This window comes from Mycobacterium sp. NPDC050041 (assembly GCF_049541695.1).
In the GTDB taxonomy this organism is placed as follows: domain Bacteria; phylum Actinomycetota; class Actinomycetes; order Mycobacteriales; family Mycobacteriaceae; genus Mycobacterium.
On the sequence record NZ_JBMVDG010000002.1, the window covers coordinates 319,058 to 345,218 of the forward strand.

At 70.5% G+C, this 26,161-nt stretch carries 28 protein-coding genes and 1 pseudogene; 16 read left to right on the top strand and 13 right to left on the bottom strand.

What is annotated here, in order from left to right:
- The first annotated feature begins 52 nt into the window (after positions 1 to 52).
- From lsr2 to ACPCHZ_RS06850, 5 genes are all read left to right on the top strand, one after another.
- The gene (gene lsr2 / locus ACPCHZ_RS06830; RefSeq protein WP_423484667.1) at positions 53 to 394 is read left to right on the top strand and encodes a histone-like nucleoid-structuring protein Lsr2; all 342 of its coding nucleotides are present in this window, start codon (positions 53 to 55) and stop codon (positions 392 to 394) included.
- A gap of 325 nt (positions 395 to 719) precedes the next feature.
- Positions 720 to 3,266, top strand: coding sequence for an ATP-dependent protease ATP-binding subunit ClpC (gene clpC1 / locus ACPCHZ_RS06835; protein WP_364976208.1), 2,547 nt, complete (start codon positions 720 to 722; stop codon positions 3,264 to 3,266).
- Between the two features lie 221 nt (positions 3,267 to 3,487).
- Complete coding sequence (locus ACPCHZ_RS06840; protein WP_423484060.1) at positions 3,488 to 3,703, top strand: CbtB domain-containing protein; 216 nt, start codon at positions 3,488 to 3,490, stop codon at positions 3,701 to 3,703.
- A gap of 25 nt (positions 3,704 to 3,728) precedes the next feature.
- Positions 3,729 to 4,544 carry a CbtA family protein gene (locus ACPCHZ_RS06845; RefSeq protein ID WP_423484061.1) on the top strand — a complete coding sequence of 272 codons (816 nt, stop codon included), beginning with the start codon at positions 3,729 to 3,731 and terminating at the stop codon, positions 4,542 to 4,544.
- Entirely contained in the window at positions 4,541 to 5,092 is a 552-nt protein-coding gene (locus ACPCHZ_RS06850) for a histidine phosphatase family protein (protein WP_364976199.1), read from the top strand. Before ACPCHZ_RS06845 ends, ACPCHZ_RS06850 begins: the two co-directional genes overlap by 4 nt.
- Positions 5,093 to 5,098: 6 nt before the next feature.
- On the opposite strand, the gene ACPCHZ_RS06855 is transcribed toward ACPCHZ_RS06850, so the two are convergent.
- Both ACPCHZ_RS06855 and mhuD read right to left on the bottom strand, forming a co-directional pair.
- Positions 5,099 to 6,484, bottom strand: a complete 1,386-nt coding sequence (locus ACPCHZ_RS06855; RefSeq protein WP_423484062.1) for a serine hydrolase — start codon at positions 6,482 to 6,484, stop codon at positions 5,099 to 5,101.
- Positions 6,459 to 6,776 (bottom strand): mycobilin-forming heme oxygenase MhuD, encoded by a 318-nt coding sequence (gene mhuD / locus ACPCHZ_RS06860; protein WP_364976193.1) that lies wholly within the window; start codon positions 6,774 to 6,776, stop codon positions 6,459 to 6,461. The genes ACPCHZ_RS06855 and mhuD overlap by 26 nt, the downstream gene beginning before the upstream one ends.
- 41 nt (positions 6,777 to 6,817) lie before the next feature.
- On the opposite strand from mhuD, the gene ACPCHZ_RS06865 reads away from it, so the two are divergent.
- Positions 6,818 to 7,600, top strand: coding sequence for an alpha/beta fold hydrolase (locus ACPCHZ_RS06865; protein ID WP_423484063.1), 783 nt, complete (start codon positions 6,818 to 6,820; stop codon positions 7,598 to 7,600).
- On the opposite strand, the gene ACPCHZ_RS06870 is transcribed toward ACPCHZ_RS06865, so the two are convergent.
- Positions 7,574 to 7,828, bottom strand: coding sequence for a hypothetical protein (locus tag ACPCHZ_RS06870; RefSeq protein WP_364976187.1), 255 nt, complete (start codon positions 7,826 to 7,828; stop codon positions 7,574 to 7,576). The genes ACPCHZ_RS06865 and ACPCHZ_RS06870 overlap by 27 nt on opposite strands.
- Positions 7,829 to 7,899: 71 nt before the next feature.
- On the opposite strand from ACPCHZ_RS06870, the gene ACPCHZ_RS06875 reads away from it, so the two are divergent.
- Entirely contained in the window at positions 7,900 to 8,931 is a 1,032-nt protein-coding gene (locus ACPCHZ_RS06875) for a GlxA family transcriptional regulator (protein ID WP_423484064.1), read from the top strand.
- Positions 8,932 to 8,934: 3 nt separating this feature from the next.
- Here the strand turns inward: ACPCHZ_RS06875 and ACPCHZ_RS06880 are convergent, their stop codons facing one another.
- A complete protein-coding gene (locus ACPCHZ_RS06880) occupies positions 8,935 to 9,831 on the bottom strand; it encodes an A/G-specific adenine glycosylase (RefSeq protein WP_423484065.1) in 897 nt (298 codons plus the stop codon).
- Between ACPCHZ_RS06880 and ACPCHZ_RS06885 the strand changes: the two genes are divergently transcribed.
- Both ACPCHZ_RS06885 and ACPCHZ_RS06890 read left to right on the top strand, forming a co-directional pair.
- Entirely contained in the window at positions 9,830 to 10,450 is a 621-nt protein-coding gene (locus tag ACPCHZ_RS06885; RefSeq protein ID WP_423484066.1) for a carbonic anhydrase, read from the top strand. The two genes, ACPCHZ_RS06880 and ACPCHZ_RS06885, sit on opposite strands and share 2 nt — an antisense overlap.
- Positions 10,451 to 10,508: 58 nt before the next feature.
- Positions 10,509 to 11,264 (top strand): hypothetical protein, encoded by a 756-nt coding sequence (locus tag ACPCHZ_RS06890; protein WP_364976175.1) that lies wholly within the window; start codon positions 10,509 to 10,511, stop codon positions 11,262 to 11,264.
- Between the two features lie 7 nt (positions 11,265 to 11,271).
- On the opposite strand, the gene disA is transcribed toward ACPCHZ_RS06890, so the two are convergent.
- The 3 genes from disA to ACPCHZ_RS06905 are packed head-to-tail and all read right to left on the bottom strand — an operon-like array spanning position 11,272 to position 14,432.
- On the bottom strand, positions 11,272 to 12,354 hold the full coding sequence (disA, locus tag ACPCHZ_RS06895) for a DNA integrity scanning diadenylate cyclase DisA (RefSeq protein WP_423484668.1): 1,083 nt from the start codon (positions 12,352 to 12,354) through the stop codon (positions 11,272 to 11,274).
- Between the two features lie 47 nt (positions 12,355 to 12,401).
- A complete protein-coding gene (gene radA / locus ACPCHZ_RS06900; protein WP_423484067.1) occupies positions 12,402 to 13,802 on the bottom strand; it encodes a DNA repair protein RadA in 1,401 nt (466 codons plus the stop codon).
- Between the two features lie 33 nt (positions 13,803 to 13,835).
- Positions 13,836 to 14,432, bottom strand: a complete 597-nt coding sequence (locus ACPCHZ_RS06905) for a hypothetical protein (RefSeq protein ID WP_423484068.1) — start codon at positions 14,430 to 14,432, stop codon at positions 13,836 to 13,838.
- Between the two features lie 317 nt (positions 14,433 to 14,749).
- On the opposite strand from ACPCHZ_RS06905, the gene ACPCHZ_RS06910 reads away from it, so the two are divergent.
- From ACPCHZ_RS06910 to rlmB, 5 genes are read left to right on the top strand one after another with little or no spacing between them, the layout of a single operon-like run.
- Positions 14,750 to 15,238 carry a CarD family transcriptional regulator gene (locus tag ACPCHZ_RS06910; RefSeq protein WP_364976770.1) on the top strand — a complete coding sequence of 163 codons (489 nt, stop codon included), beginning with the start codon at positions 14,750 to 14,752 and terminating at the stop codon, positions 15,236 to 15,238.
- A gap of 6 nt (positions 15,239 to 15,244) precedes the next feature.
- Entirely contained in the window at positions 15,245 to 15,913 is a 669-nt protein-coding gene (ispD, locus tag ACPCHZ_RS06915; RefSeq protein ID WP_423484069.1) for a 2-C-methyl-D-erythritol 4-phosphate cytidylyltransferase, read from the top strand.
- A gap of 8 nt (positions 15,914 to 15,921) precedes the next feature.
- A complete protein-coding gene (gene ispF, locus ACPCHZ_RS06920; RefSeq protein WP_423484070.1) occupies positions 15,922 to 16,407 on the top strand; it encodes a 2-C-methyl-D-erythritol 2,4-cyclodiphosphate synthase in 486 nt (161 codons plus the stop codon).
- 23 nt (positions 16,408 to 16,430) lie between these two features.
- Positions 16,431 to 17,855: a cysteine--tRNA ligase gene (gene cysS, locus ACPCHZ_RS06925; RefSeq protein ID WP_423484071.1), complete on the top strand. Its 1,425-nt coding sequence runs from the start codon at positions 16,431 to 16,433 to the stop codon at positions 17,853 to 17,855.
- Positions 17,856 to 17,857: 2 nt separating this feature from the next.
- Positions 17,858 to 18,802, top strand: a complete 945-nt coding sequence (rlmB, locus tag ACPCHZ_RS06930; protein WP_364976157.1) for a 23S rRNA (guanosine(2251)-2'-O)-methyltransferase RlmB — start codon at positions 17,858 to 17,860, stop codon at positions 18,800 to 18,802.
- Positions 18,803 to 19,068: 266 nt separating this feature from the next.
- Here the strand turns inward: rlmB and ACPCHZ_RS06935 are convergent.
- Positions 19,069 to 19,572, bottom strand: a pseudogene (locus ACPCHZ_RS06935) (SGNH/GDSL hydrolase family protein); the annotation flags it as partial.
- Positions 19,573 to 19,621: 49 nt separating this feature from the next.
- Positions 19,622 to 20,872, bottom strand: coding sequence for an SLC13 family permease (locus tag ACPCHZ_RS06940; protein ID WP_423484072.1), 1,251 nt, complete (start codon positions 20,870 to 20,872; stop codon positions 19,622 to 19,624).
- 84 nt (positions 20,873 to 20,956) lie between these two features.
- Between ACPCHZ_RS06940 and ACPCHZ_RS06945 the strand changes: the two genes are divergently transcribed.
- Positions 20,957 to 21,976, top strand: coding sequence for a glycerophosphodiester phosphodiesterase family protein (locus tag ACPCHZ_RS06945; protein WP_423484073.1), 1,020 nt, complete (start codon positions 20,957 to 20,959; stop codon positions 21,974 to 21,976).
- On the opposite strand, the gene ACPCHZ_RS06950 is transcribed toward ACPCHZ_RS06945, so the two are convergent.
- Entirely contained in the window at positions 21,969 to 22,892 is a 924-nt protein-coding gene (locus tag ACPCHZ_RS06950; protein ID WP_423484074.1) for an MBL fold metallo-hydrolase, read from the bottom strand. The genes ACPCHZ_RS06945 and ACPCHZ_RS06950 overlap by 8 nt on opposite strands.
- 29 nt (positions 22,893 to 22,921) lie before the next feature.
- Positions 22,922 to 24,124, bottom strand: a complete 1,203-nt coding sequence (locus tag ACPCHZ_RS06955) for an MFS transporter (protein ID WP_423484075.1) — start codon at positions 24,122 to 24,124, stop codon at positions 22,922 to 22,924.
- A 97-nt stretch (positions 24,125 to 24,221) separates the two neighbouring features.
- Between ACPCHZ_RS06955 and ACPCHZ_RS06960 the strand changes: the two genes are divergently transcribed.
- Positions 24,222 to 24,548: an ArsR/SmtB family transcription factor gene (locus ACPCHZ_RS06960; RefSeq protein WP_423484076.1), complete on the top strand. Its 327-nt coding sequence runs from the start codon at positions 24,222 to 24,224 to the stop codon at positions 24,546 to 24,548.
- Positions 24,549 to 24,683: 135 nt separating this feature from the next.
- Here the strand turns inward: ACPCHZ_RS06960 and ACPCHZ_RS06965 are convergent, their stop codons facing one another.
- A complete protein-coding gene (locus ACPCHZ_RS06965; RefSeq protein ID WP_423484077.1) occupies positions 24,684 to 25,460 on the bottom strand; it encodes a LamB/YcsF family protein in 777 nt (258 codons plus the stop codon).
- Between the two features lie 4 nt (positions 25,461 to 25,464).
- A complete protein-coding gene (bluB, locus tag ACPCHZ_RS06970) occupies positions 25,465 to 26,157 on the bottom strand; it encodes a 5,6-dimethylbenzimidazole synthase (protein WP_423484078.1) in 693 nt (230 codons plus the stop codon).
- Positions 26,158 to 26,161: the final 4 nt, after the last annotated feature.

The following is a 26,161-nucleotide window of genomic DNA, read 5'->3' on the forward strand; positions in this document are numbered from 1 at the left end:
TCGAGAGACGAACAACTCGTCAATGCGCAGGCAGAAGGGTCAGTGTGAGCTGATGGCTAAGAAGGTCACCGTCACTTTGGTGGATGATTTCGACGGGTCGGGTAACGCCGACGAAACGGTCGAATTCGGGCTCGACGGAGTCAGCTATGAGATCGACCTTTCTGCGAAGAATGCGAAGAAGTTGCGCGAAGACCTGAAGCAGTGGGTCGAGGCCGGCCGTCGCGTCGGCGGCCGCCGCCGGGGCCGGTCCGCCGGTACGAGCCGCGGCCGCGGCGCGATCGACCGCGAGCAGAGCGCGGCCATCCGGGACTGGGCGCGCCGCAACGGTCACAACGTGTCGACGCGCGGCCGGATCCCCGCCGACGTCATCGACGCGTTCCACGCGGCAACCTGATTCGGCGTTGCCAGAACCGCTGATCCTGGAAATTTCGGGCCTGGCCGCGGCGTCACGCTGACGTTTCGCTGACGGCGAAGCGCTCCGGCCGCCCCGGCGGAAACGAATGCGCTGACCGCGGCGTTGATGCAGGCAAGCACCGGGAACAGGGCAGACGCGGCGGGCGGAGACACTCGCGACGGCTGCGGGCCGGATGGGGAAGGGACCGCCAACCACGGCACCCGGGGCAGCCGCCCGATACAGTGGACGGCAGGTGCGATGCGGCTCGGAGCACGCCTTCGGGACGCGGGGCGCCACTTATGCGATGGAGAGCAGGTAACCACCGATGTTCGAGAGATTCACCGACCGTGCCCGCAGGGTCGTCGTCCTGGCTCAAGAAGAAGCCCGGATGCTCAACCACAACTACATCGGCACCGAGCACATCCTCCTTGGACTCATCCACGAGGGCGAGGGCGTAGCGGCCAAGTCATTGGAGTCGCTGGGCATCTCGCTCGAAGGCGTGCGCAGCCAGGTCGAGGAGATCATCGGCCAGGGCCAGCAGGCGCCCTCTGGCCACATTCCGTTCACGCCGCGCGCCAAGAAGGTGCTCGAGCTGTCGCTGCGCGAGGCGCTGCAGCTCGGCCACAACTACATCGGCACCGAGCACATCCTGCTCGGCCTGATCCGCGAGGGCGAGGGTGTCGCCGCGCAGGTGCTGGTCAAGCTCGGCGCCGAACTGACGCGCGTCCGCCAGCAGGTCATCCAGCTGCTGTCGGGCTACCAGGGCAAGGAGGCCGCCGAGGCGGGCACCGGAGGCCGTGGTGGCGAGTCGGGCAACCCGTCCACCTCGCTGGTCCTCGACCAGTTCGGCCGCAACCTGACCGCGGCCGCGATGGAGGGCAAGCTCGACCCGGTGATCGGCCGCGAGAAGGAAATCGAGCGGGTCATGCAGGTGCTGAGCCGCCGCACCAAGAACAACCCGGTGCTGATCGGCGAGCCCGGCGTCGGCAAGACCGCCGTGGTCGAGGGCCTCGCTCAGGCCATCGTGCACGGCGACGTGCCGGAGACGCTGAAGGACAAGCAGCTCTACACCCTCGACCTGGGGTCGCTGGTGGCGGGCAGCCGGTACCGCGGCGACTTCGAGGAGCGCCTGAAGAAGGTGCTCAAGGAGATCAACACCCGCGGCGACATCATCCTGTTCATCGACGAGCTCCACACGCTCGTGGGTGCGGGTGCCGCCGAGGGCGCGATCGACGCGGCATCGATCCTGAAGCCGAAGCTGGCCCGGGGTGAGCTGCAGACCATCGGCGCCACCACTCTCGACGAGTACCGCAAGTACATCGAGAAGGACGCCGCCCTGGAGCGACGCTTCCAGCCGGTGCAGGTCGGCGAGCCCACAGTCGAGCACACGGTGCTGATCCTCAAGGGGCTGCGCGACCGCTACGAGGCCCACCACCGGGTCTCCATCACCGACGGCGCGATCGTGGCCGCGGCGACGCTCGCCGACCGCTACATCAACGACCGCTTCCTGCCGGACAAGGCGATCGACCTGATCGACGAGGCCGGCGCCCGGATGCGCATCCGCCGGATGACCGCTCCGCCGGACCTGCGCGAGTTCGACGAGAAGATCGCCGACGCGCGCCGGGAGAAGGAGTCCGCGATCGACGCGCAGGACTTCGAGAAGGCGGCGAGCCTGCGTGACCGGGAGAAGACCCTGGTCGCTCAGCGTGCCGAGCGGGAGAAGCAGTGGCGGTCCGGTGATCTCGACGTGGTCGCCGAGGTCGACGACGAGCAGATCGCCGAGGTGCTCGGCAACTGGACCGGCATCCCGGTGTTCAAGCTCACCGAGGAGGAGACCACCCGTCTGCTCCGCATGGAGGACGAGCTGCACAAGCGGATCATCGGCCAGGAGGATGCCGTCAGGGCCGTCTCCAAGGCGATCCGCCGCACCCGTGCCGGGCTGAAGGATCCGAAGCGCCCGTCGGGCTCGTTCATCTTCGCCGGCCCGTCCGGTGTCGGTAAGACCGAGCTGTCCAAGGCGCTGGCCAACTTCCTGTTCGGCGACGACGACGCGCTCATACAGATCGACATGGGCGAGTTCCACGACCGCTTCACCGCCTCGCGGCTGTTCGGTGCCCCTCCGGGGTACGTCGGCTACGAGGAGGGCGGCCAGCTCACCGAGAAGGTGCGTCGCAAGCCGTTCAGCGTGGTGCTGTTCGACGAGATCGAGAAGGCCCACCAGGAGATCTACAACAGCCTCCTGCAGGTCCTCGAGGACGGCCGTCTCACCGACGGTCAGGGTCGCACGGTCGACTTCAAGAACACCGTGCTGATCTTCACCTCGAACCTCGGTACGTCCGACATCAGCAAGGCGGTCGGCCTCGGCTTCACCCAGGGTGGTGGCGAGAACAACTACGAGCGGATGAAGCAGAAGGTCAACGACGAGCTGAAGAAGCACTTCCGCCCGGAGTTCCTCAACCGCATCGACGACATCATCGTGTTCCACCAGCTCACGACCGATCAGATCGTGATGATGGTCGACCTGATGATCGGCCGGGTCTCCAAGCAGTTGAAGGCCAAGGACATGACGATGGAGCTGACCGACAAGGCCAAGTCGCTGCTCGCCAAGCGCGGGTTCGACCCGGTGCTCGGGGCGCGGCCGCTGCGCCGGACCATCCAGCGCGAGATCGAGGACCAGCTCTCCGAGAAGATCCTGTTCGAGGAGATCGGCCCGGGGCAGCTCGTCACCGTCGACGTCGAGAACTGGGACGGCGAGGGTGCCGGCGAGGACGCGAAGTTCACCTTCAGCGGTGGGCCGAAGCGGCCGGAAGCCGTCGAGCCGGACCTGGCGAGCGCCGGTGCGGCAGGCGCCCCCAGCGTCGTCACCGAGTAGCAGCGCACGACCTGCACGACGAAGCGGGCGGCTTTCCCTCACGGGAATGCCGCCCGTTTTGCGTCACGCGTCGCCAAGGAGCGCGCCGAGTGCTTACGATGCTCAGGTAATCGGCGGGCGAAGGAATCTGGTGAGAGTCCAGAACGGTCGCGCCACTGTGACAGTCAGACCCGACGTCCGCCATCTGCTAACGGGACGCGACATCCCGAAAGGACTGGTCAATGACATCTCCTGACGCTCGCCGGAGCGCAGCACCCGCACTCGACCTCTCGGCCACCCGGGCCGCCGTGTGGCTTTCGGCCACCGCATTCCTCGCCCTGCTGGTGCTGTACTTCATCGGCCTGGACCAGGGCGCGACGTCGGTGTTCGGCAACAACACCGCGATCCACGAGTTCGTCCACGACGCACGCCATCTCCTCGGGTTCCCCTGCCACTGACCTGCCGTAGGGAGAACAAGTAAACATGGAGAAGCAGATCATCGGTCGCGGCCTGTTGGCCGGGGCCGCTGCGGGTGTGCTCGCCTTCGTCTTCGCCCGTATCTTCGTAGAACCCGTCATCCAACGGGCCATTGGCTATGAGGAGGGTGTCGGCGCCGCACGCGAGGCACTCGAGTCCGCTGCGCACGCGGGCGGCCACACTCACGAAGCGGACGGCGGCGGGTTCAGCCGCGCCGTGCAGATGAACATCGGCATGGGACTGGGCGTGCTGCTGTTCAGCCTGGCAATCGGCGCCATCTTCGCGGTGGTGTTCGCCGTGGCCTATTCGCGCGTGGGCGCGAAGGGCATGGTCTCCGCCCGGCTGCTGTCGGTGTACGTCGCCGGCGGCATGCTGTTGAGCCTCTACGTCGTGCCGTTCCTGAAGTACCCGGCAAACCCGCCCGCGCTCAGCCTCGACGGGACGCTGCGGCAGCGCACGCTGCTGTACCTGCTGATGGTGGTGCTGTCGGCGGCGCTGCTGGTCGGCGCGGTCTACCTGGGCAGGAGGCTCACCGACCGGCTGGGCACCTGGAACGCCACCCTGGCGGCCGCGGGCACCTACCTGGTGGCGGTCACGGTGTTGATGCTGGCGCTGCCTGCCATCCACGAGACGCCGGGCCCGCTGACCGACGACGCGGGCACCATCGTCTACGAGGGCTTCCCGGCCGACGACTTGTACGAGTTCCGGCTGTTCTCGCTGGGCACTCAGGTGGTCATGTACGTGACTCTCGCGCTGGTGTTCGCTGCTCTGGTGTCGCGGCTGCTCGATGGCAAGGGTCATGAGGCGCTGAGCCGACAGTGAGTGAGGTCGTCCGGCTGACCTTCGTCTCGCACGCGATGACCGATGCGATGGCAGCCGGACGATTCCCCACCGACGAACCGCTGAACTCGACGGGTCACCGGCAGGTCGACGCGTGTGTCGAGCTGGGCCGCACCGACGCGGCCTACTGCGGGCCGGAGAAGCGCGCCCGGCAGACCGCCGAGCTGCTCGGCCTGCCCGCCCTCATCGAACCGCAGCTGGCCGACCTGGACTGCGGCCGGTGGCGCGGTGACGTGTTGGGCGGGGTGCGGCCGGCCGAGCTGGCGATCTGGCTGACCGATCCGGCGCGGGCGCCGCACGGTGGCGAGTCGGTGGTCGACCTGATCGCCCGGGTGGGCACCTGGATGGAGTCATTGACCAGCCGGCGGGGCAGGCTGGTCGCCGTCACCCATCCGTCGGTGATCCGCGCCGCGATCCTGATCGCGCTCGACGCGCCGCCGAAGTCGTTCTGGCGCATCGACATCGCGCCGGTGAGCCGCACGGTGATGCACTTCCGGGGCCACGCCTGGACACTGCGGTCCGCCGTCTGAGGCCGGCTAACGCCCGACCGGAACCAGTGCGAAGGTCTGGTGCACGATCGACAGCAGCCACGTCGCTGCGGTGGTGCTGCGGTATCTGGGCCAGTTGAGCTGGAAGCTCACCACCCACGGCTGGCCGGTGTGGTCGACCGCGTACCAGGAGAACGTCAGGTCGCCGGGCAGGTTGCCGCCCTTGGCGCCGATGTAGGTCCACTTCTTGCGGTCGAGGTCGACGCCGGGGATGGCCGACAGGATGTCGCGCACGGGCGCGGCCGGTCCGGTAGCGGCCGCCTGCAGCGCCAGGTGCACGCGGCAGATGTCGGCGGCGCTGCCGTACCACTCGGCGCCGTAGGTCGACGCCGGCGTGTGGGTGCGGGCAGGGTCCGGCTCGTAGGGCCGGGACTTCGTCTGCCGCAGCAGCTGTGCGCGACGCGGGGGGTCGGCCTGCTTCCACTCCTCGCGCAGGTCCGGCTCGCCCCAGCCGACCGAGAACAGCTCGTGCATCGTCGGGAACGGCGTCATGCTGGCCGGGTCGTGGTGGCCGGCCGTCTTGAGCGCATGCTCGACGGCGCCCGGCCCCAACCGGTCGATCAGCAGGTCGGTGGCCATGTTGTCGCTGGCGGAGATCATCTGCTGCGCGGCCTCGCGCACCGACACCTGCGAGCCCGGCGGCAGCTCGTCGAGTCCCGCCGAGCCGACCGCCTTGGCCTCCTCGGTGATGGTCAGCGAGTCGTCCCAGGAGACCCGGCCTGCGGTGACGGCCTCGGCGACCGCGAGCAGCACGTAGAGCTTGAAGATCGACGCCAGCGGCAGTGACAGGTCGAGGTTGGTGCCCGCGACGGTGTCGCACCTGGCTTTGGTTCCGGCGGCGCCGGGCAGCACCCGGGACACCTGGTAGGAGTACCGGGCTCCCGACGCGGACAGCTCCCGGTCGATGTCGGCCCAATTCCGGATGACCGTGGGCTGCAGTGACACGTCGAACTGGTCGACCAGGCCGGCGTCGTCGGTGCGCAGCACGACGTCCTGGGCGACCCCGTAGGACGTCTTGACGTGCAGGGTCGCGGTGCCCGCGCCGATGTCGACGCCGGTGACGGTGATCGGCCGGTCCCACCACAGGTTGCCCATGGCGTCGATGATGTGGTCCACCTGACCGGGTACGGCCATCGTGCGCACGTTGACGTCGCCGATGGGCCAGTCCGAATTGACCATGTCCATGGTCTGTCTCGCGCGCAGCCCCTGCGGGGTGGTGGTCCCGATGTGGGCGCCGTAGGCGGCGTCGGCGGGCGCGGTACCCGCGTCGCCGCAACCTGAGGCGATGGTGACGACGAGGGCGGCAGCGGTCAGCAGGCCGGTGGCCCGGCGTCCCGCCCGCCTCGCGTCAGCTCTTGTCGCTGCTGCCGGCAACGTCCAACACGACCTCGAACTCCAGCAACGATGCCCCGGTCGCGACGGGGTTGTTCTGCTGGCCCTTGTGCGCCTCGATGGCCGGGCCGGTCGCCCAGGCCTGGAACGCCTCTTCGGTCTCCCACTGCGTCACCACGAAATAGCGGTCCTCGCCCTTGACCGGCCGCAGCAACTGGAAGCCGAGGAAGCCGGGCTGGTTGTCCACCGCGTGCGCGCGGTGGGCGAACCGTTTCTCCAGCTCGGGGCCGGCGTTCGGCGGCACCTCGATTGCGTTGATCTTCACCACGGACATGCGGTCAGGCTACCGCCTCGTCGGCTGGGCAAGATGGCGGCATGCGCTCCGAACTGCTCACCCCGCGCGGCGGCCCGCCCGATGCCGGGGGCACACCGCTCGTGCTGGTCCACGGTCTGATGGGCCGTGGCAGCACCTGGTCGCGGCAGTCGCCGTGGCTCGCGCCCTTCGGCGCGGTGTACACCTACGACGCGCCGTGGCACCGCGGCCGCGATGTCGTCGACCCTCATCCGATCAGCACCGAGCGGTTCGTCGCCGACCTCGGCGACGCCGTCGAGGAACTGGGCCGGCCGGTGATCTTGGTGGGGCACTCCATGGGTGCGCTGCACGCCTGGTGTCTCGCGGCGACTCGGCCCGACCTGGTCAGCGCGCTCGTGGTGGAGGACATGGCCCCGGACTTCCGCGGCCGCACCACCGGCCCGTGGGAGCCGTGGGTGCATGCACTGCCGGTCGAGTTCGGTACCGCCCAGCAGGTGTACGACCAGTTCGGACCGGTGGCCGGCCAGTACTTTCTCGAGGCGTTCGATCGCGTCGCCACCGGCTGGCGCTTGCACGGGCACCCGCGGCACTGGATCGAGATCGCCGCCGAGTGGGGTGTGCGCGACTACTGGCAGCAGTGGTCGGCGGTGCGGGCGCCTGCGTTGTTGATTGAGGCGGGTAACGGTGTCACGCCCGCAGGCCAGATGCGCCGGATGGACGAGACCGGCCATCGGACGACGTACCTGCTCGCGCCCGACGCCGGTCACCTGGTGCACGACGACGCGCCGGAGCTGTACCGACAGGCGGTCGAGACCTTCCTAACGACGCTCACCGACCGCGCCTGAGGCCGGCCACGCGGGGTGCTGCTCGAACCGGGTCCGGATGGCGTCGACGTCGTGGGTGACGCGGTGGAAGTCGCGATCGTCCTCGAAGAGCCGGCCCATCATCGGGGCCGACACCCGGAACTGGTCGAGGTGCAGTCGGAGCACGCCGGACCGGTGGGCCGCCCAGCCGAGGGCTGCGGCCAGTGCGAACGGTGCTGACAGGATGAGGATGGCGAGTGCAATGGTCATGGCAGTAATTCTGCGCAACGCCACATACCGCCAACAGTGGCGGAACTGACACCATGCGATAAGATGCTGCCATGGCGATCAAGAGCGTGTCGGCGATGGTGCTGGACGGTCTGGCGGTCTTCGAGTTCGGTGTCATCTGCGAGGTCTTCGGCATCGACCGGTCCGGCGACGGCGTTCCCAATTTCGACTTCAAGGTGTGCGGCCCGGTAGCGGGCGTCCCCGTCCGGACGTCGATCGGCGCGTCGTTGACCCCCGACCACGACTTCAGTCAGCTGGTCGGCGCCGACCTGGTGGCGGTGCCCGCCATCTCGGCCGGACCCAACGGCTATCCGCCGGAGGCGCTGGAGGCCCTGCGAACGGCCAGTGCGGCCGGCTCGATCATCCTCACCGTGTGCTCCGGCGCGTTCGTCGTGGGCGCCGCGGGCCTGCTCGACGGCCGCCCCTGCACCACACACTGGATGCACGCCGACGAACTGGCCCGGATGTACCCGACCGCGCTCGTCGACCGCAACGTGCTCTACGTCGACGACGGTGACCTGATCACCAGCGCCGGCACCGCGGCGGGCATCGACGCCTGCCTGCACCTGGTGCGGCGGGAACTGGGCAGCGAGGTCACCAACAAGATCGCGCGGCGGATGGTGGTGCCGCCGCAGCGCGACGGCGGCCAGCGCCAGTACATCGACCAGCCGATCCCGGTGCGCTGCTCGGAGCGGTTCGCCCCGCACCTGGACTGGATCCTGGCGCACCTCGAGAAGCCGCACACCGTGGCCACGCTGGCCCGGCGCGCCAACATGTCGGCGCGAACCTTCGCCCGCCGGTTCGTCGAGGAGACCGGCACCACCCCGATGCAGTGGGTCACCGATCAGCGGGTGCTCTACGCCCGCCGGATGCTCGAGGAGAGCGACCTCGACATCGACCACATCGCCGAACGGTCGGGCTTCGGCACCGCGACCCTGCTGCGGCACCACTTCCGCCGGGTGATCGGGGTGACGCCGTCGGACTACCGCCGCCGCTTCTGCTGCACCGGCAACGACCCTGCGGGCGTGAGCGAACTCGACAGCGAATTCGCCGCGGTGGTAGCCGAATCCGAGCAGACGGCGTAGCGCTCAGTCGCCCTCGCCTGCGAGCGCGAACCGGCCGTCGGCGGTCTGCTCCACCAGCCCGTCGACCAGCAGCGAGTCCAGCGCCCGGTCGCGCTGGGCGGTGTCGGTCAGCCAGGCCACGTCCAGCTGCGCACGGCTCACCGGAGAGTCGTTGCCGCGCAACACGTCCAGTAGCCGGCCGCGGCACTGGCGGTCGGTGCCTGCGTACTTCTGCGGCCGCCGCGCCGGCGCGATCGCGGCGGGATAGCCCAGCGTCCGCCAGGTGCACGCGCTGAGCGGGCACAGCCCGCACCGCGGCGCGCGGGCCGTGCACACCGTGGCGCCGAGTTCCATCAGCGCCACCGAGAACACCGGCGCCCGGTCATCGTCGGGCAGCAGCGCCTCGACGTCGGCCAGATCACGGGTGCTGGCCGGGGCGTCGGCGCGGCCGTGCACCGCCCTGGCCACCACCCGCCGGACGTTGGTGTCCACCACCGGAACTCGCTGCCGGAAGGCGAAGCAGGCGACGGCGCGGGCGGTGTAGGCGCCGATGCCCGGCAGCGTCAGCAACGTCTCCACGTCGGCGGGCACCTCGTCGCCGTGGTCGGTGGCGATCACCGTCGCGCACTCGTGCAACCGCTTGGCCCGGCGCGGGTAACCCAGCTTCCCCCACGCCCGCAGCACCTCACCGACGCCGGCCGCGGCGGTGGCCGACGGGGTGGGCCAGCGCGCGATCCAGTCGCGCCAGATCGGCTCCACCCGGGCCACCGGTGTCTGCTGCAGCATGAACTCGCTCACCATGATCTGCCATGCGCTGACGCCCGGCCTGCGCCACGGAAGGTCACGTTGCGCGTGGCCGTACCACGTCAACAGCTCGGCCGGTGCGATCACCGGGAAGCCCTCGGGCAGAATGTCGGCCATGCCCAATTCGAGTCCGAAGTCGGCGTGGAAAGCACTCACCGAGGGTAACGAGCGCTTCGTCGCCGGCCGTCCACAGCACCCCAGCCAGAGCATCGAGCACCGGGCCGGCCTGGCCGCAGGTCAGAAGCCCACCGCCGTGGTGTTCGGCTGCGCCGACAGCAGGGTGGCCGCGGAGATCATCTTCGATCAGGGGCTCGGCGACATGTTCGTGGTGCGCACCGCGGGTCACGTCGCCGACTCGGCGGTGCTCGGCTCGATCGAGTACGCGGTCACCGTCCTCGACGTACCGCTGGTGGTCGTCCTGGGCCACGACAGCTGCGGTGCGGTGAAAGCCACCCTCTCCGCGCTGGAGGACGGCGAGGTGCCCGGGGGCTACGTCCGCGACATCGTCGAACGGGTGACGCCGTCGATCCTGCTCGGCCGCAACCAGGGTCTGACCCGCGTCGACGAATTCGAGGCCAAGCACGTCATCGAGACCGTGCAGCAGCTGCGGGTGCGGTCGGCGCCGATCGCCCAGCGCATCCTCGATGGCACGCTCGCGATCGCGGGGGTGACCTACCACCTGGCCGACGGCCGGGTGGTGCTGCGCGACCACGTGGGTGACATCGGCGAAGGCTGACGACGACACGCCGGGTCACCTCGGACAACTATGCGTGACCTGCCCTTACCGTGAACTTGTGCTGGACGTTGAACCGCAGGGCCCGCTGCCCCCTGAGATCTACCGGCGGCGCAGAGCGCTCGCGCTCGGCGTCGGCGTACTCGTCGTCGGCATCATCGCCGCCCTCGTCATCATCATCGTGACCAGCGGTTCCGGTGGCGACACCGCAGATCAGCAGACGCCGACCACCGCCGCCGCGCCCACCCCGCTGCCGGGGGAGAACCCCGAGATAAAGACCCCCGTCGTGCCTCCGGCGCAGGCCGCCCCGCCCCCGACGCCGACACCGACCGCCGCGGTGGCGCCGCCGCCGGTGCTCAAGGAGGGCGACGACTGCCCCGACTCCACGCTCGCGGTCAAGGGCATCACCAGCCAGCCCGAGTACGTCGTCGGCGACCAGCCGAAGTTCACCATGGTCGTCACCAACATCGGCCTGGTGGCCTGTCAGCGCGACGTCGGCGCCGCCGTGCTGGCCGCGTACGTGTACGCACTCGACAACACCCGTCTGTGGTCGAATCTCGACTGCGCGCCGTCCAACGAGACCCTGGTCAAGACGTTCGCGCCTGGTGAACAGGTGACCACCGAGGTCACCTGGACCGGAATGGGATCGGCGCCGGACTGCCCGCTGCCGCGTCAGCCGATCGGGCCCGGCACCTACAACCTGATCGTCCAGCTGGGCAACCTGCGGTCGGCCACGGTGCCGTTCATCCTGGCCGCTCAGCCGGGCTCTCCCGCACCTGTGGGTGCACCGCCGGGACCGGTGCCTCCCGTCGGCTGACGCCGGGTCAGGCCAGCCGGTCGGCGATCGTCGACTCGGCCAGCAGCGACAGGCCCTCCCGGATGTGGCGCGCCCACATCGAGCCGATGCCCTCCACCGACTGCAGGTCGTCGGCGCTGGCGGCGAGCAGGCCCTGCAGCGACCCGAACGACCGCACCAGCAGATCGACGTGGGCGAACTGCAGCCGCGGGATGCCCGCCATCGCCCGGTAGCCGCGTGAACTCATCGCCGAGTCCTGCGCCTCCGGTGTGGACGGGTAGCCGAAAACCCTTGCAAGAGTTGTGAAGTCGAGCAACTCGACATCGGAGAGGCTGTCGAGCTCCTCCAGCGTGGCGCCGACCTGCGACGGGGACGGCGGATCGGGGTTGGCGTGGTAGTCACGCACGATCAGCTCGCGGGCGGTGTCGTTGTCGCCGACGAGTTCCTCGAGCTGGAGCTTGAGCTGACGGCCGTCGGTGCCGAGTTCCACCACGTCCGCGTCGATCTCGAGGCTGATCCGGCGCACCATCTCCAGCCGCTGCACCACGGTCATCACGTCGCGCAGCGTCACGAAGTCCTCGATCTCGGCGGTGGACAGCTGCCTGCTCACCTCGTCGAGCCGGGTCTTGTAGCGCTCCAGGGTGTCGATGGTCTGATTCGCCCGCGACAGGATGGTCGGGGTGTCGGGGACCACGTGCCGCTCGCCGGCGACGTAGACGGTGACGATGCTCATCGAGTGGCTCACCGAGATCACCGGATATCCGGTCTGGATGGCGGTGCGCTCGGCCGAGCGGTGCCGCGTGCCGGACTCGTCGGTGGGGATCGACGGATCGGGCACCAGTTGCACGTTCGCCCGCAGGATGCGGCTGCCGTCGGTGGACAGCACCACCGCGCCGTCCATCTTGGACAGCTCGCGCAGTCGGGTGGGGGCGTAGCGGATGTCGAGTTCGAAGCCGCCGTCGCAGATGACCTCGACGCTGTCGTCGTAGCCGAGCACGATCAACGCGCCGGTGCGGCCGCGCAGGATGCGTTCGAGGCCGTCGCGCAGTGGTGTCCCGGGTGCGAGCCTGCCCAGCGTCTCCCGCAGCGTCGGACGGGTCAGTGGCACCACGTTGCGCCCGGTGCGGCCGGTCCGGCCGGTCGACTTCACTGCCATGGCTACTCCTCGGATCGGGCGCTATTGTCCGCGATCCGGCGCAGCACCCGCAATGCCGCGCCGATGTTGTCGGCCTGCAGCACCCGCATCCCGGTCGGAACGGACTTCAACCCGGCGGGCACCACGGCCGAGGTGAAGCCCAGCCGGGCCGCCTCGGCGAGGCGGCGGTCCATCCCGGTGACCCGGCGCAGGTCACCCGCCAGACCGACCTCGCCGATCACCACCGAATCGGCGGGCATCGCCAGGTCCTTGCGGGCCGATGCCATCGCGAGCGCGATGGCGAGGTCCGCGGACGGATCGGTGAGCCGCATGCCGCCGACGGTGGACAGATAGATGTCCTGGCTTCCGACGCCGAGGCGGAGGTGCTTGTCGAGGACGGCGGCGATCATCGCGGCGCGGGCCGAGTCGATGCCGCTGACCGCCCGCCGCGGCATCGCCGCGGTGGGTGCACCGACCAGCGCCTGCACCTCGCCGATCAGCGGCCGCTTGCCGTCGAGCGTGACGGTGACTGCGGTGCCCGGCACGGGTGTGGTGCGCTGGTCGCGGAACAGTCCGGACGGGTCGGCGACGCCCTCGATCCCGGTGTCGTGCAGCTGGAAACAGCCCACCTCGTCGGCGGCGCCGAACCGGTTCTTGACGCCGCGGACCATCCGCAGCGTCGACGCCCGGTCCCCTTCGAAGTGCAGCACCACGTCGACCAGGTGTTCCAGCGACCGCGGCCCGGCGATCGCGCCCTCCTTGGTCACGTGACCGACCAGCAACACGCCGACGCCGCTGTTCTTGGCGTAGGAGGTGAGCGCGGCGGTGACCGCGCGCACCTGGGTGACCCCGCCGGGGACGCCGTCGGTCTCGCCGCTGGTCATTGTCTGCACCGAGTCGACGATCACCAGCGTCGGCTGCACCGCGTCGATGTGGCCGAGTGCGGTCGACAGATCGGATTCGGCGGCCAGGTACAGCTCGTCGTGGGTGCAGCCGGTGCGTTCGGCGCGCAACCTGACCTGGCCCGCCGACTCCTCGCCGGACAGGTAGAGCGCGCGCCGGCCCGCAGCGGCCCACCGGTGCGCGACCTCGAGCAGGAGCGTCGACTTGCCGACGCCCGGCTCACCGGCCAGCAGGGTCACCGAGCCCGGGACCAGTCCACCGCCCAGCACCCGGTCGAGTTCGGCGACGCCGGTGTGTTCATGACGTGTGGTGCCCGCGGCGATGGCACTGATGGGCACCGCGGGGGAGGCGGGCATCCGCAGCGCCGTACCGGCCTGGCCGAGCTGACCGGTCCGGACGGGCGCGAGTACCGCGATCTCTTCGACGGTGCCCCAGGTGCCGCACTCAGCGCAGCGCCCGACCCACTTGGCGGTGATGTGCCGACATTCCGAGCAGCGGTACTGCGCGCGGGCTCTTGCCACAGGTCGACGGTATCCCGCGCGACCGACAGGACGTCAGTGTCCGGCGCCGTTTCCCTCGTCGCCCTCGTTGTCGAGTTGGCCGGGGTCGTCGCGGCGCTGCTGCTCGCCTGCGGAGATCGGCACCGCGACCGTGGCCTTGCCGCCGCGCTCGAAGGTGAACTCGAAGTCGTAGGTCAGGCCGTTGGAGATCGGTTTGGTCAGCTTCACCTGGGCGGTCACGGTGTCGGCGGCCTCGACCGCCTCCAGCGGCGCGATCTGGCCGTCGGGCTCGCCTACGATCAGGGCGCCGCCTGCAGGCACCTGCGCGTCACCGGCCAGGGTGACCGTCGCGATGTCGGAGCGGATCGACACCAGCTTGTCGTTGACGTCGGGGGACTTGTTGGCGGCCACGAAGAGCAGTTCGGCATCGGTGCCCGGGCGCACGTAGTCCGACGTCTGCGGGGCCCGCAGGTGCACGTTGCGCAGCGCGATCTCGCCGGCGTTGGCGCTGACACCGTTGACCGCGGGTTCCTGGGTGGCCGTCTGGGCGATCTGCCCGGCGCTGCATCCGCTGAGTGTCAGTGTCGCGGCCAGCCCGGCGACGGCCAGGCCTGAGGTGACCGCCGAAGCGCGCAGTCCGAAGCGGTTCACTCGAGCCTCCTGGGTGCGGGTCCGGCGATGACGGACCGACGACATGCCGTTCGACTATGCAGAGTAGTAGGTGCGGTGAGCGGGCGGTACCGCAGGGCGGAGCGGGTTTGCGCGGCGGGCCGCGAAGGGCCCTCCCAGACACCACTCGGGGCCGTCACAGGTTCGCCGGACAACGCGGCCAGGCAACCCTCGCCTTGCACGGATTCCTGGCGGTGTCAACCCCTGGTCTTCCCGGTCAACGCCCCTGACCTGCATCGTTGATCCCCGCCTGTCTGGGCGTCGTGTTAACATGGACACGTGAAAGGGGCTCGAAACTGATGATTTTCAAGGTCGGAGACACCGTTGTTTACCCGCATCACGGTGCTGCGTTGATCGATGCGATTGAAACCCGGACGATCAAGGGTGTGGCGAAGGAATACCTCGTCCTGAAGGTCGCCCAGGGTGATCTGACCGTTCGAGTGCCCGCTGACAACGCCGAATATGTGGGCGTTCGCGACGTGGTCGGACAGGAGGGCCTCGACAAGGTGTTCCAGGTGCTGCGCGCCCCGCACACCGAGGAGCCGACCAACTGGTCGCGCCGCTATAAGGCCAACCTCGAGAAGCTGGCTTCGGGTGACGTGAACAAGGTCGCCGAGGTGGTTCGCGACCTGTGGCGCCGCGATCAGGAGCGCGGCCTGTCGGCAGGCGAGAAGCGGATGCTGGCCAAGGCCCGGCAGATCCTCGTCGGCGAACTCGCACTGGCCGAGAACACCGACAACGAGAAGGCCATGAACATCCTCGACGAGGCGCTCGCTACCGCGTCCTGACGCGCAATGACCACGGTGGCCGTCGTGCCTGCCGCGGGATCCGGTCAACGGCTCGCGGCGGGCGCGCCCAAGGCGTTCGTCCATCTCACCGGTCGGCCGATGCTCGAACACGCGCTGGCCGGCCTGCGGGAATCTGGAGTCGTCGACAGCGTGGTGGTGGCTGTGCCGCCCAACCGCACCGACGAGGCGAAACTGGTCTTCGGCGCGCACGCGGTGATCGTCGCCGGCGGGGCCGACCGCACCGAATCCGTGCGATTGGCGCTCGACGCGGTGGGTGACGCGGAATTCGTGCTCGTCCATGACGCCGCGCGCGCGCTGACCCCACCCTCGCTGATCGTGCGGGTGGTGCGCGCACTGCAGGACGGCCACACCGCCGTCGTGCCCGCGCTGCCCCTGACCGACACCATCAAGGCCGTCGATGCCAACGGCGCGGTGCTCGGCACGCCCGAGCGGGCGGGGCTGCGCGCCGTGCAGACCCCGCAGGGCTTCCACACCGACGTGCTGCGCCGTGCCTACCGGTCCGCCGCCGGCGGCGGCGGGTTCACCGACGACGCGTCGATGGTCGAGCGCATGGGCGGTCAGGTGCAGACCGTCGATGGGGATCCGCTGGCCTTCAAGATCACCACGCCGAACGACCTGCTGCTGGCCGAGGCCCTGCTCGGCGCCCGGGTGTGAGGCCGACCGTGAACCTGCCCCGCGTCGGTCTCGGCACCGACGTCCACCCCATCGAGTCCGGCAGGCCGTGCTGGCTGCTCGGGCTGCTGTTCCCCGACGACGACGGCTGCGCGGGGCACTCCGACGGCGACGTCGCCGCACACGCGCTGTGCGACGCGCTGCTCTCGGCGGCCGGGCTCGGCGACCTGGGCTCGGTGTTCGGCACCGGTCGCGAGGAGTGGCGGGGCGTCGGCGGGGCGGACATGCTGCGCCACGTCCACGGCCTGCTGCACGCCGAGGGCTTCCGGGTGGGCAACGCCGCGGTGCAGGTCATCGGCAACAGACCCAAGGTGGGGCCGCGGCGGGCGGAGGCTCAGCGCCTGCTGACAGAACTGCTCGAGGCACCGGTGTCGGTGTCGGCGACCACCACCGACGGCCTGGGGCTGACCGGGCGCGGCGAGGGGCTGGCGGCGATCGCGACGGCTCTTGTCGTCGCCGATGCCGGAATGTCGTAAACCTGCCGGTAAGCTGGCGCGTCGTGACCGAAGCCCGCGCCGGAGGCGATCTCCGCCTCCACGACACCTGGACCGGTGGCGTGCGCGACTTCGTCCCGCTGCGCGACGGCCACGTGTCCATTTACCTCTGCGGCGCAACGGTTCAGGGCCTTCCGCACATCGGCCATGTCCGCAGTGGCGTCGCCTTCGACGTGCTGCGCCGCTGGCTCACCGCCAAGGGCTACGACGTCGCGTTCATCCGCAACGTCACCGACATCGACGACAAGATCCTCAACAAGGCCGCCGACGCGGGCAGGCCGTGGTGGGAGTGGGCCGCCACCTTCGAGCGGGCGTTCTCGGCCGCCTACGACGCCCTCGGCGTGCTGCCGCCCTCGGCCGAACCCCGCGCCACCGGGCACATCACCCAGATGGTCGAGTTGATCCAGCGGCTCATCGACCAGGGGCACGCCTACACCGGTGACGGCGACGTCTACTTCGACGTGGCGAGCTACCCGGATTACGGCAGATTGTCGGGGCACCGCATCGACGACGTCCACCAGGGTGAGGGCGTCGCCACCGGGAAGCGCGACCAGCGCGACTTCACGCTGTGGAAGGGCGCCAAACCCGGCGAGCCGTCGTGGCCGACGCCCTGGGGTCCGGGCCGCCCGGGCTGGCACACCGAGTGCGTGGCGATGTGCGAGTCGTATCTCGGCGCGGAGTTCGACATCCACGCCGGCGGAATGGATCTGGTGTTCCCGCACCACGAGAACGAGATCGCCCAGGCCAAGGCGGTCGGCGACGGCTTCGCGCGGTACTGGCTGCACAACGGCTGGGTCACCATGGGCGGCGAGAAGATGAGCAAGTCGCTGGGCAACGTGCTCTCCATTCCCGCTGTGCTGCAACGGGTCCGGCCCGCTGAGTTGCGCTACTACCTGGGCAGCGCGCACTACCGGTCGATGCTGGAGTTCTCCGAGAACGCGCTGCAGGACGCGGTGAAGGCCTACACCGGCATCGAGGACTTCCTGCACCGGGTGTGCAGCCGCGTGGGCACCGTGGTGCCCGGTGACTGGACGCCGAGATTCGCCGCCGCCCTCGACGACGACCTGGCGGTGCCCGCGGCGCTGGCCGAGGTGCACGCCGCGCGCGCCGAAGGCAACCGGGCGCTGGAGTCCGGCGACCACGAGACGGCGATGGGCCACGCCCGCGCCATCCGCGCGATGATGGGCATCCTCGGGTGCGACCCGCTCGACGAGCGCTGGGAGTCCCGCGACGAGACGACGGCCGCGCTGGCGGCGGTCGACGTGCTGGTGCACTGGGCGCTCGCGGGCCGCGCCGAGGCCCGCGCCACCCGGGACTGGGCCACTGCCGACCAGATCCGCGACCGCCTCAAAGAGGCCGGCATCGAGGTCACCGACACCGCCGACGGTCCGCAGTGGACGCTGCTCGACGGCCACAGCAAGGACGACTGACCATGGCGGGTAATTCCAAGCGGCGCGGCGCGGTGCGCAAGGAAGGCACGAAGAAGGGACCGACGGTCGGTTCGGGCGGGGTGCGCAGACGCGGCCTCGAGGGCCGCGGCGCGACGCCGCCGGCCCACCAGCGGCCGAGCCACCCGGCGGCGAAACGTGCGGCCAAGACCGCGAGGTCACAGCAGGGCAGGCAGAAGAAGCCAGAGGACACCACCGAACTCGTGCTGGGCCGCAACCCGGTGGTGGAGTGTCTGCGGGCCGGGGTGCCCGCGACGGCGCTGTACGTGGCACTGGGCGCCGACAACGACGAACGTCTGACCGAGGCGGTACAGATCGCCGCCGACGCCGGCATCTCCATCCTCGAGGTGCCGCGTTCCGACCTGGACCGGATGAGCGGGTTCACCCTGCACCAGGGGCTCGGCCTGCAGGTGCCGCCCTACGACTACGCCCATCCCGACGACCTGCTCAAGGCGGCCAAGGCCGCCGGCGCACCGCCGCTGCTGGTCGCGCTGGACAACATCTCCGACCCGCGGAACCTCGGCGCGATCGTGCGGTCGGTGTCGGCGTTCGGCGGCCACGGCGTGCTGATCCCGCAGCGCCGCTCGGCGTCGGTCACCGCCGTCGCGTGGCGCACCAGCGCGGGTGCCGCGGCCCGGCTGCGGGTGAGCCGGGCCACCAACCTGACCCGCACGCTGAAGTCATGGTCGGACGCCGGTCTCCAGGTGGTCGGGCTGGACGCCGACGGCGACATCACGGTCGACGAGCTCGAGGGCACTGGGCCGATGGTGGTGGTGGTCGGTTCCGAGGGCAAGGGGCTGTCCCGACTGGTCCGCGAGACCTGCGACGCCGTGGTGTCGATCCCGATGGCCGGGCCGACGGAATCGCTGAACGCATCGGTGGCCGCGGGCGTGGTGCTCGCCGAGATCGCCCGCCAGCGACGCAGCTGAGGCTTCGTCAGCCGACGCTGACGAGCGTGCTCGACTTCGGTTCGATGCCCGCTCCCGGTCATCCGCCGCAGCCGCCGGATCGCCCACGGCGCGGCGAACGAGATCGCCCACCGGACATTGGTGTACACGTCCGCACCCGACGTCGGCGCCGGGATGAAGTTCGGCACCGGCGCTGCGCGCGACCCGGTGTCCGGCAGCGCCTCGAGCACCCGCGCCGCCATCACCTCGTGGCCGAGCGGGGACAGGTGCACCCGGTCGCCGTCCCACAGCAGTGGGTCGCGGAACTCGTCGAACCGCCAGAAGTCCACCAGGCCGATGCCGAGGTCGTCGGTGGTGGCGCGCAGCAGTTCGTTGTAGATGGCGGCCCGGCCGCGCAGTCCGCGGAACAGCGGCTTGGCGCCGAGGTCGGGTGCGGTGAAGGCGAGCACCACCGCGCCGGTCTGCTGCAGCGCCTTGAGCCCGTCGGCGTAGCGGGCCATCACCGCGTCGGTGTCCACGGCCAGCGCCATCAGGTCGTTCATGCCCGCGTAGACGGTGACCAGGTCGGGTTCGAGCAGCGCGCACAGCGGGATCTGCTCGGCCACGATGTCGTCCATCACCCGGCCCCGCACAGCGAGGTTGGCGTAGCCGAATCCGGGATGGTCCCGCGCGAGGTGGGCGGCGACCCGGTCGGCCCAGCCCCGGAGTCCGTTCCTGCTACCCGGATGCGGGTCACCCACCCCCTCGGTGAAGGAGTCTCCGATCGCGACGAATCTGCTGAACCTCAGCACGGCCCCAATTGTGCCCAGTCGCCGCCGGATCCGCTCGGTACGCCACGGCTCACACGCCGAACAGCCGGATGCCTGCCCACAGCGCGACCACCGCGGCGACCAGGGTCAGCGGCACGGTGACCACCCCGACCCGGCTGAACTCGATCGCACCCGCCGGGATGTCATGTTTGCGAACCACATTGCGCCACAGAAGGTTCGCCAATGAACCCACGTAGGTGAGATTGGGTCCGATGTTGACCCCGATCAGCACCGCGAGCACGGCGGCCGGACCGGCGCCCGCGATCAGCGGCAGCAGCACCAACACCGCAGGCAGGTTGTTGACGACATTGGAGAGCACCGCGGCGACGGCCGCGAACCCCAGCAGCGCGGGCAGGCTGTGACCGCCGGGCAGGATGTCGCGCATCGCGTCGTCGAGGCCGTGCACCATCACCGCCTCGACCACCACACCCAGCGCCAGCACGAACGCCAGGAACGGCACGTTGACCGCACGCGCGACACCGGCCACCGAACTGCGGCGCTGTGCGAGGCCGCGCACGCCGAGCGCCACCGCGCCGGCCAGTGCCGCCCACGCCGGTGACAGGCCGAGAAACGAGGTCAGCGCGAACCCGAGCAGCGTGAGCGCCAGCACCACGAGCACGAACACCGGCACCTCCGCCGGCGGCTGGTGATCGGCCCTGCGCGGTGCGACGGCCAGGTCGCGGGCGAACACCCAACGCAGCAGCAGGAACTCGACGAGCATCGTCACCAGCCACGGCAACGCCATCAGCGCGGCGAACCGGGTGAACGACAGCCCGGCCGCGGCGAACGCCAGCAGATTGGTCAGGTTGGACACCGGCAGCAGCAGCGACGCGCTGTTGGCCAAGTGGGCGGTCGCGTAGGCGTGCGGCCGCGCCGGTATCGACAGCGTCGCCGCGGTGGCGATCACCACCGGCGTCAGCAGTACCACGGTGGCGTCCAGGCTCAGGACCGCGGTGACAGCGGCCGCGACGACGAACACCATCCTCAGCAGGCGCCGCGGATCGCCCGCGCTGACCCGGGCCATCAGTACACCCGCGGCGTGGAACAGGCCTTCGTCGTCGCACAGCCGGGACAGCACCAGCACCGCCGCCAGGAACCCGACCACCGGGAGCAGTTCACGGATCTCGGCGGCGGCGTCGCCGGGTGAGATCGCACCGACGCCGACGAGCAGCGCCGCGGCGGGCACGGCGACCACCGCCTCAGGCAGGCCCCGCGGGCGGACCACCGCGAACGCCAGCACGACGGCGAGCAGCAGCAGGCTCATGACCAACGCGCGTGACATCCCTTCGAACTCTCGATGACGAAACTGCGTTGGTCCGCCTCGACTCCACCTGTCGCAGCGCCGACGCGGATAACGTCTTCAGCCATGCGCAGAGCTGCCACCCTCATCATGCTCGTCGCCGCTGCGGTCGCGTTCGGCAGCGCACCGCCTGCCGCCGCGCAGCCGTCGGGCTTCGACCTGCAGGCGCACCGGGGCGGGCGGGGGGAGACCACCGAGGAGTCGCTGCGCGCCTTCACCAAGGCGCTCGAGCTGGGCGTCAGCACACTCGAACTCGACGTCGTCATCACCAGGGACAACCAGCCGCTGGTGTGGCACGACCCGAAGATCGCACCGGAGAAGTGCGCGGACACCGCCCCGGCTTTCCCCAACGACCCGCAGTATCCCTACGTCGGCAAGTTGGTGCGTGACCTCACCCTCGCCCAGATCCGCACGCTCGACTGCGGCAAGCTGCTGGCCGACTACCCGAATGCCGAAGTCGTGCGGGGCAACAGGATCGCCGTGCTGCCGGAGGTGTTCACGCTCGCCGACGACTTCGGGGCGGGCGTGCGGTTCAACATCGAGACGAAGGTCGAGGCCGAACATCCCGAGCAGTCGGCGGCCCCCGAGGTGTTCGTCGACGTGATCCTCGCGGCGGTGCGGGCGGCGGGCAAGGTCGGCCGGGTCGACATCCAGAGCTTCGACTGGCGCACGCTGCCGATGGTGCGCCGCGCGGAGCCGTCGATCCCGCTGGTCGCCCTGTGGGACGAGACCACCTGGGTGCCGGGCTCGCCGTGGCTTGCCGGCATCGACCCGGCGGTGACGCCCGATCCGATCGCGGCCGCGCAGCAGATCGGCGCGAACATCCTGTCGCCGGGCTACTCGGTGCCCTACGGGCAGACGCCCGCCGATCCCGGCTTCCGGCTGGTCGCCGACCGGGCGTTCGTCGACCGGGCGCACGCGGCGGGCCTGCGGGTGATCCCGTGGACGATCAACGACGAGGACGCGATGCGCGCGCAGATCGCCGCGGGCGCCGACGGCATCATCACCGACTACCCGACCCGGCTGCGCGCGGTGCTGGCCGGCCTCGGGATGCCGTTGCCGCCGGCGTATGTCCGGATCAGGTGAGCCAGGGATCCTCGCGCTGCCACAGTGTCGGCAGATGCAGCGGCACGCCGTCGGCTTCGGCGAGGCGGGTGAGCACGCGCACCGAGAAGTCGAGGTCGTCGCCGGCGTAGGGCAGCGCCTGCAGCGGCCGGTGCAGCGGCCGGAAGAAGTCGTCCCAGTGGATGAGCACGACGCGGCGGGCGCCGACGGCGCGCACGACGTGGGTCCAGTAGTCGACGAGGTAGCGCTCGGGCTGCACGCCGAGCTGGCCGACTCCCAGGTAGACCACGTCGGCCTGGCTGCCGTCGAGCGCGCCGGGCACGAATCCCGCGCTGCCCACGATCAGCAGCCGCCGGCCGGTGGGGGAATGCTCGATCATCGTCGACCACGCCTCCCCACAGCGGTAGGCCGACGCTCGCACCGGCGGCCTGACGGGTTCGGTGATCTTTCCCGGGAACCGGTCGGGTGGGCAGTGTTCCGACTCGAGCAGCGTGACGCGGTAGGCGCCGAGCGTCATCGTCGTCCCGGGTTCGGCGATCAGCAGCCGGTCGGCGGGCAGTCCGTGACCACGCCCGACCTGGGCGGTCGATGTACCGCCGACCAGTGTGGCGCCGGTGCGCTCGGCGACCAGCGCGGAGTCGAGCGCGTGGTCGAAGTGGGTGTGCACCGGCAGCACGGCGTCCAGGTGCTGCACGCCGAGCCTGGCGAGGCAGCCGTCCACCCGCGGCGGTGACGGCGCGATCCGGCCCAGCCCGACGGACAGCAGGCCGGGCCGGGAGAAGAAGCCGTCGGTCATCAGGGCCGACGTGCCGTCGTCGACCAGCAGGGTCGTGACACCGGCCCAGGTGACGGTCAGCGGGCTGTCAACGGCCGCGGAGGGCGCGTCGAACAGGTGGGCGTGGGCATCGAGGTCGGGCCGGCCGGCGCGTAGGCGCATGGCTCGACTCTAGAGCGGTGCTGCTCCCGCTAGCCGCGGGCGGCGGCCCGGGTGCTGCGCAGGCCGAATGCGGCGGCCGCCAGGCAGGCCGCCGCGACGGCGCCGGCGAACCACGGGAACACCGCGGTGATGTCCCAGCGTGTCGCGGCCCATCCGGCCATCAGCGTCGGCACCGCCATCGCGGTGTACGCCAGCAGGTAGTACGCCGACATCGTCTCGCCGCGACGGTCGGCGGGCACCACGTCGGACAGGTGGCGCAGCGAGCCGCCGAAGCCGAGCCCAAAGGTGGCGCCGAGCAGCGCGGCCGCGACGAACACCAGCTGCCACTGGTGCGACATCAGCACCGGGATCGTCACGAGGAGCGCGACCGCCATGCCGACGTCTCCGACGACGGCCGCACGGCGGGCGGGCACCCGGGTGGCGAAGAGCTGTGCCAGCGCGGCGGCGAAGGCGGTGGTGCCGACGACAGCGCCGCCGAACACCAGGTTGTCGATGTGGGTCTGGCGGGCGGCCAGCGACGGGTACAGCGACAGCAGCACACCGAGCACCGACCACGACGCCATCACGCCGAGCGCGGCGAACCAGAAGTCGGCGCGGATCTCGGCCGGCACGGCGGGACGCGCGATCCGGATCGGTCCGCTGCTGCGGGCGAGGTGGGGTTCGCGCAGCGCCAGCAGGCCGACGCCGACGATCAGGCACAGGACGGCCACCACCGCATATGGGGTCCGCAGCGGGTGCGGCGCGTACTGGGCCAGCAGCGCGGAGCCGACGATGGCGATCGTCATGCCGATGTTGAAGCTGACCCCACTCAGCTGGCCGGAGCGCACGCCGTGCTGTGGACGGAGGTCGAGCAGTGCGGCGGCGCCTGCGACGACGATGGAGCCGACGGCCGCGCCGTGAATCGTGCGGGCAACCAGCAGCAGCGCCATGTTGTCGGCGATCAGGAACACGCCGAGTCCGACGAGCAGGGCGATCAGTGCGCCGACCAGGACGGGCTTGCGGCCCACCACGTCGGAGATGCGGCCGGAGACCAGCACGGCGGCCAGCGCCGCGACCGCGTAGACCCCGAACACGACGGTGGTGGCCAGCGGCGAGAGGTGCCACACGGACTCGTAGATGCCGTAGAGCGGGGCGGGCAGTCCGGAGACCCCGAGCGCCACACCGCTGAGCACCAGCAGCAGCGGGTACGCCCAGCGCTGCGTGTCGGTGCGCGGGGGCTCGATCGCGACCACTCCCGATCCCTCCTGACGGTTGGTTTGACAGGCATCGAACTTCATCCGAGAGTACGTTAGGTTCGATCGACATCAAACTTCGCGTGGCAGAGGACACATGACACCGACGACCGCGGCCTACCCGACCCATCCGGTCGGGTCCGTCCAGCAGGTGCTGGGCGCCATCGGTGACCCGGTGCGGCTGGAGATGGTGCGCCGGCTGTTCAACGCAGCCGCCCCGGTGCAGTGCGGCGGGCTCTACGACGGCATCAACAAGTCGACGGCCGCCCACCATTTCCGGATCCTGCGCGAGGCGGGGCTGACGGAGCGACTCGTGCTCGACGGGCACACCTGCCAGCGACTGCGCATCGAGGAGGTGGACGCGGCACTGCCGGGTCTGCTCGGCTCCGTCGTGGCGGGCGCCAACCGGGAGGCGGCCGGCTAGGCGCTGACTGAAGAGCCGAAGTCTTCCGGCGCCTGCGAACGACATTGCACAGATGGCTGTGCATGTTCACCGCACAGCCCTCGGCGCAGTCTCGTCAGTAGGGAGGGAATCAGTCCGTTGCCCACGGCGGCGCGGCTAGGTGAACGGTGCGACGGTGATGCCGTCGTCGGTGAGGCGGCGCCGCACCGCGGTGGCGATCTGCACCGCGCCCGGTGAGTCGCCGTGCACGCACACCGAGGCGACGGAGATCGGGATCGTCGACCCGTCGACCGCGTCGACGCGGCCCTCGGTCACCATCGACACCACCCGTTCGACGATCTCGCCGACGTCGCCGAGCACCGCGTTGGGTTCGCGCCGCGACACCAGTTGACCGTCGGCACGGTAGGCCCGGTCGGCGAACGCCTCGGGCACCGTGCGCAATCCGAGTTCCTCGGCGGCGGTGAAGAACACCGACCCGGACAGGCCGAGTACCGGCAGTCCCGGGTCGACGGCGTGCACCGCGGCCGCCACCGCCCTGGCCTGGCCGTGATGGCTGACGATCGAGTTGTACAGCGCGCCATGAGGTTTGACGTAGGACACCCGTGACCCCGCCGCATGGGCGAGCGCCTGCAGCGCGCCCATCTGATACATCACGTCCGCGGTGAGGTCTTCGGGGGTGGCGTCGATGAACCGGCGGCCGAAGCCGGCGAGATCGCGGTAGCTGACCTGCGCGCCGATCCGGACGCCGCGCTCGGCGGCGGCGCGGCACACCCGGGCCAGCCGGGCCGGGTCGCCGGCATGGAAGCCGCAGGCGACGTTGGCGCTGGTGACGATGTCGAGCATCGCGTCGTCGTCGCCGAGGTCCCAGACCCCGAAGCCCTCGCCGAGGTCGGCGTTGAGGTCGACGGACAGTTCGGCGCGAGCCGTTGGCATGCCGTCAGCCTAGTGCGGCGGCATCCGGTCCGACACGATCACCGAGTGGTCCGGCGGGCCAGGAGTTCTCGCTGACGAACTCGGCCAGTGGGCGACCGTGCGTCCAGTCGTCGATTTCGAGCGCGGGCCGGTCGGGGAACTCGGGCACCGGGCCGAGGCACAGCACCGCCACGGCCTGCGCGTCGTCGGGCAGTCCGAGCAGCGCGCCGAGTCGGTCCGGGTCGAAGATCGACACCCAGCCCATGCCGAGGCCCTCCGCGCGGGCGGCCAGCCACAGGTTCTGGATCGCACACGACACCGAGGCCAGGTCCATCTGCGGCAGGGTGCGCCTGCCGAACACGTGCCGCGCCCGGTCGTCGCCGAGTGCGACGACCAGCAGTTCCGCGCACTCGAGGATCCCCTCGACCTTCAGCGCCAGGAACTCCGCGGCGCGCGGGCCCAGCGCCTCGGCGGTCCGGAGCCGCTCCTCGTCGACCACTGCGTGAATCCGGCGCCGCAGCGCGCCGTCGGTGACGCGGATGAAGCGCCAAGGCTGCATCAGCCCCACGCTGGGCGCCGCGTGCGCCGCCTGCAGCAGCCTGCCGAGCACCTCCTCGTCGACCGTCGCGCCCGCCACGAACCGGCGCATGTCGCGCCGCTCGGCGATCACCCGGTAGACGGCACGCCGCTCGGCGGCGCTGAACGCATGGTCGGTCACCGGC

Coding starts and splice junctions, on each gene's coding strand:
- lsr2 (WP_423484667.1), top strand. CDS start 53: ATGGCTAAGAAGGTCACCGTCACTTTGGTGGATGATTTCGACGGGTCG.
- clpC1 (WP_364976208.1), top strand. CDS start 720: ATGTTCGAGAGATTCACCGACCGTGCCCGCAGGGTCGTCGTCCTGGCT.
- ACPCHZ_RS06840 (WP_423484060.1), top strand. CDS start 3,488: ATGACATCTCCTGACGCTCGCCGGAGCGCAGCACCCGCACTCGACCTC.
- ACPCHZ_RS06845 (WP_423484061.1), top strand. CDS start 3,729: ATGGAGAAGCAGATCATCGGTCGCGGCCTGTTGGCCGGGGCCGCTGCG.
- mhuD (WP_364976193.1), bottom strand. CDS start 6,776: ATGTCCGTGGTGAAGATCAACGCAATCGAGGTGCCGCCGAACGCCGGC.
- ACPCHZ_RS06865 (WP_423484063.1), top strand. CDS start 6,818: ATGCGCTCCGAACTGCTCACCCCGCGCGGCGGCCCGCCCGATGCCGGG.
- ACPCHZ_RS06870 (WP_364976187.1), bottom strand. CDS start 7,828: ATGACCATTGCACTCGCCATCCTCATCCTGTCAGCACCGTTCGCACTG.
- ACPCHZ_RS06875 (WP_423484064.1), top strand. CDS start 7,900: ATGGCGATCAAGAGCGTGTCGGCGATGGTGCTGGACGGTCTGGCGGTC.
- ACPCHZ_RS06885 (WP_423484066.1), top strand. CDS start 9,830: ATGCCCAATTCGAGTCCGAAGTCGGCGTGGAAAGCACTCACCGAGGGT.
- ACPCHZ_RS06880 (WP_423484065.1), bottom strand. CDS start 9,831: ATGGCCGACATTCTGCCCGAGGGCTTCCCGGTGATCGCACCGGCCGAG.
- ACPCHZ_RS06910 (WP_364976770.1), top strand. CDS start 14,750: ATGATTTTCAAGGTCGGAGACACCGTTGTTTACCCGCATCACGGTGCT.
- ispD (WP_423484069.1), top strand. CDS start 15,245: ATGACCACGGTGGCCGTCGTGCCTGCCGCGGGATCCGGTCAACGGCTC.
- rlmB (WP_364976157.1), top strand. CDS start 17,858: ATGGCGGGTAATTCCAAGCGGCGCGGCGCGGTGCGCAAGGAAGGCACG.
- ACPCHZ_RS06940 (WP_423484072.1), bottom strand. CDS start 20,872: ATGTCACGCGCGTTGGTCATGAGCCTGCTGCTGCTCGCCGTCGTGCTG.
- ACPCHZ_RS06945 (WP_423484073.1), top strand. CDS start 20,957: ATGCGCAGAGCTGCCACCCTCATCATGCTCGTCGCCGCTGCGGTCGCG.
- ACPCHZ_RS06950 (WP_423484074.1), bottom strand. CDS start 22,892: ATGCGCCTACGCGCCGGCCGGCCCGACCTCGATGCCCACGCCCACCTG.
- ACPCHZ_RS06960 (WP_423484076.1), top strand. CDS start 24,222: ATGACACCGACGACCGCGGCCTACCCGACCCATCCGGTCGGGTCCGTC.
- ACPCHZ_RS06965 (WP_423484077.1), bottom strand. CDS start 25,460: ATGCCAACGGCTCGCGCCGAACTGTCCGTCGACCTCAACGCCGACCTC.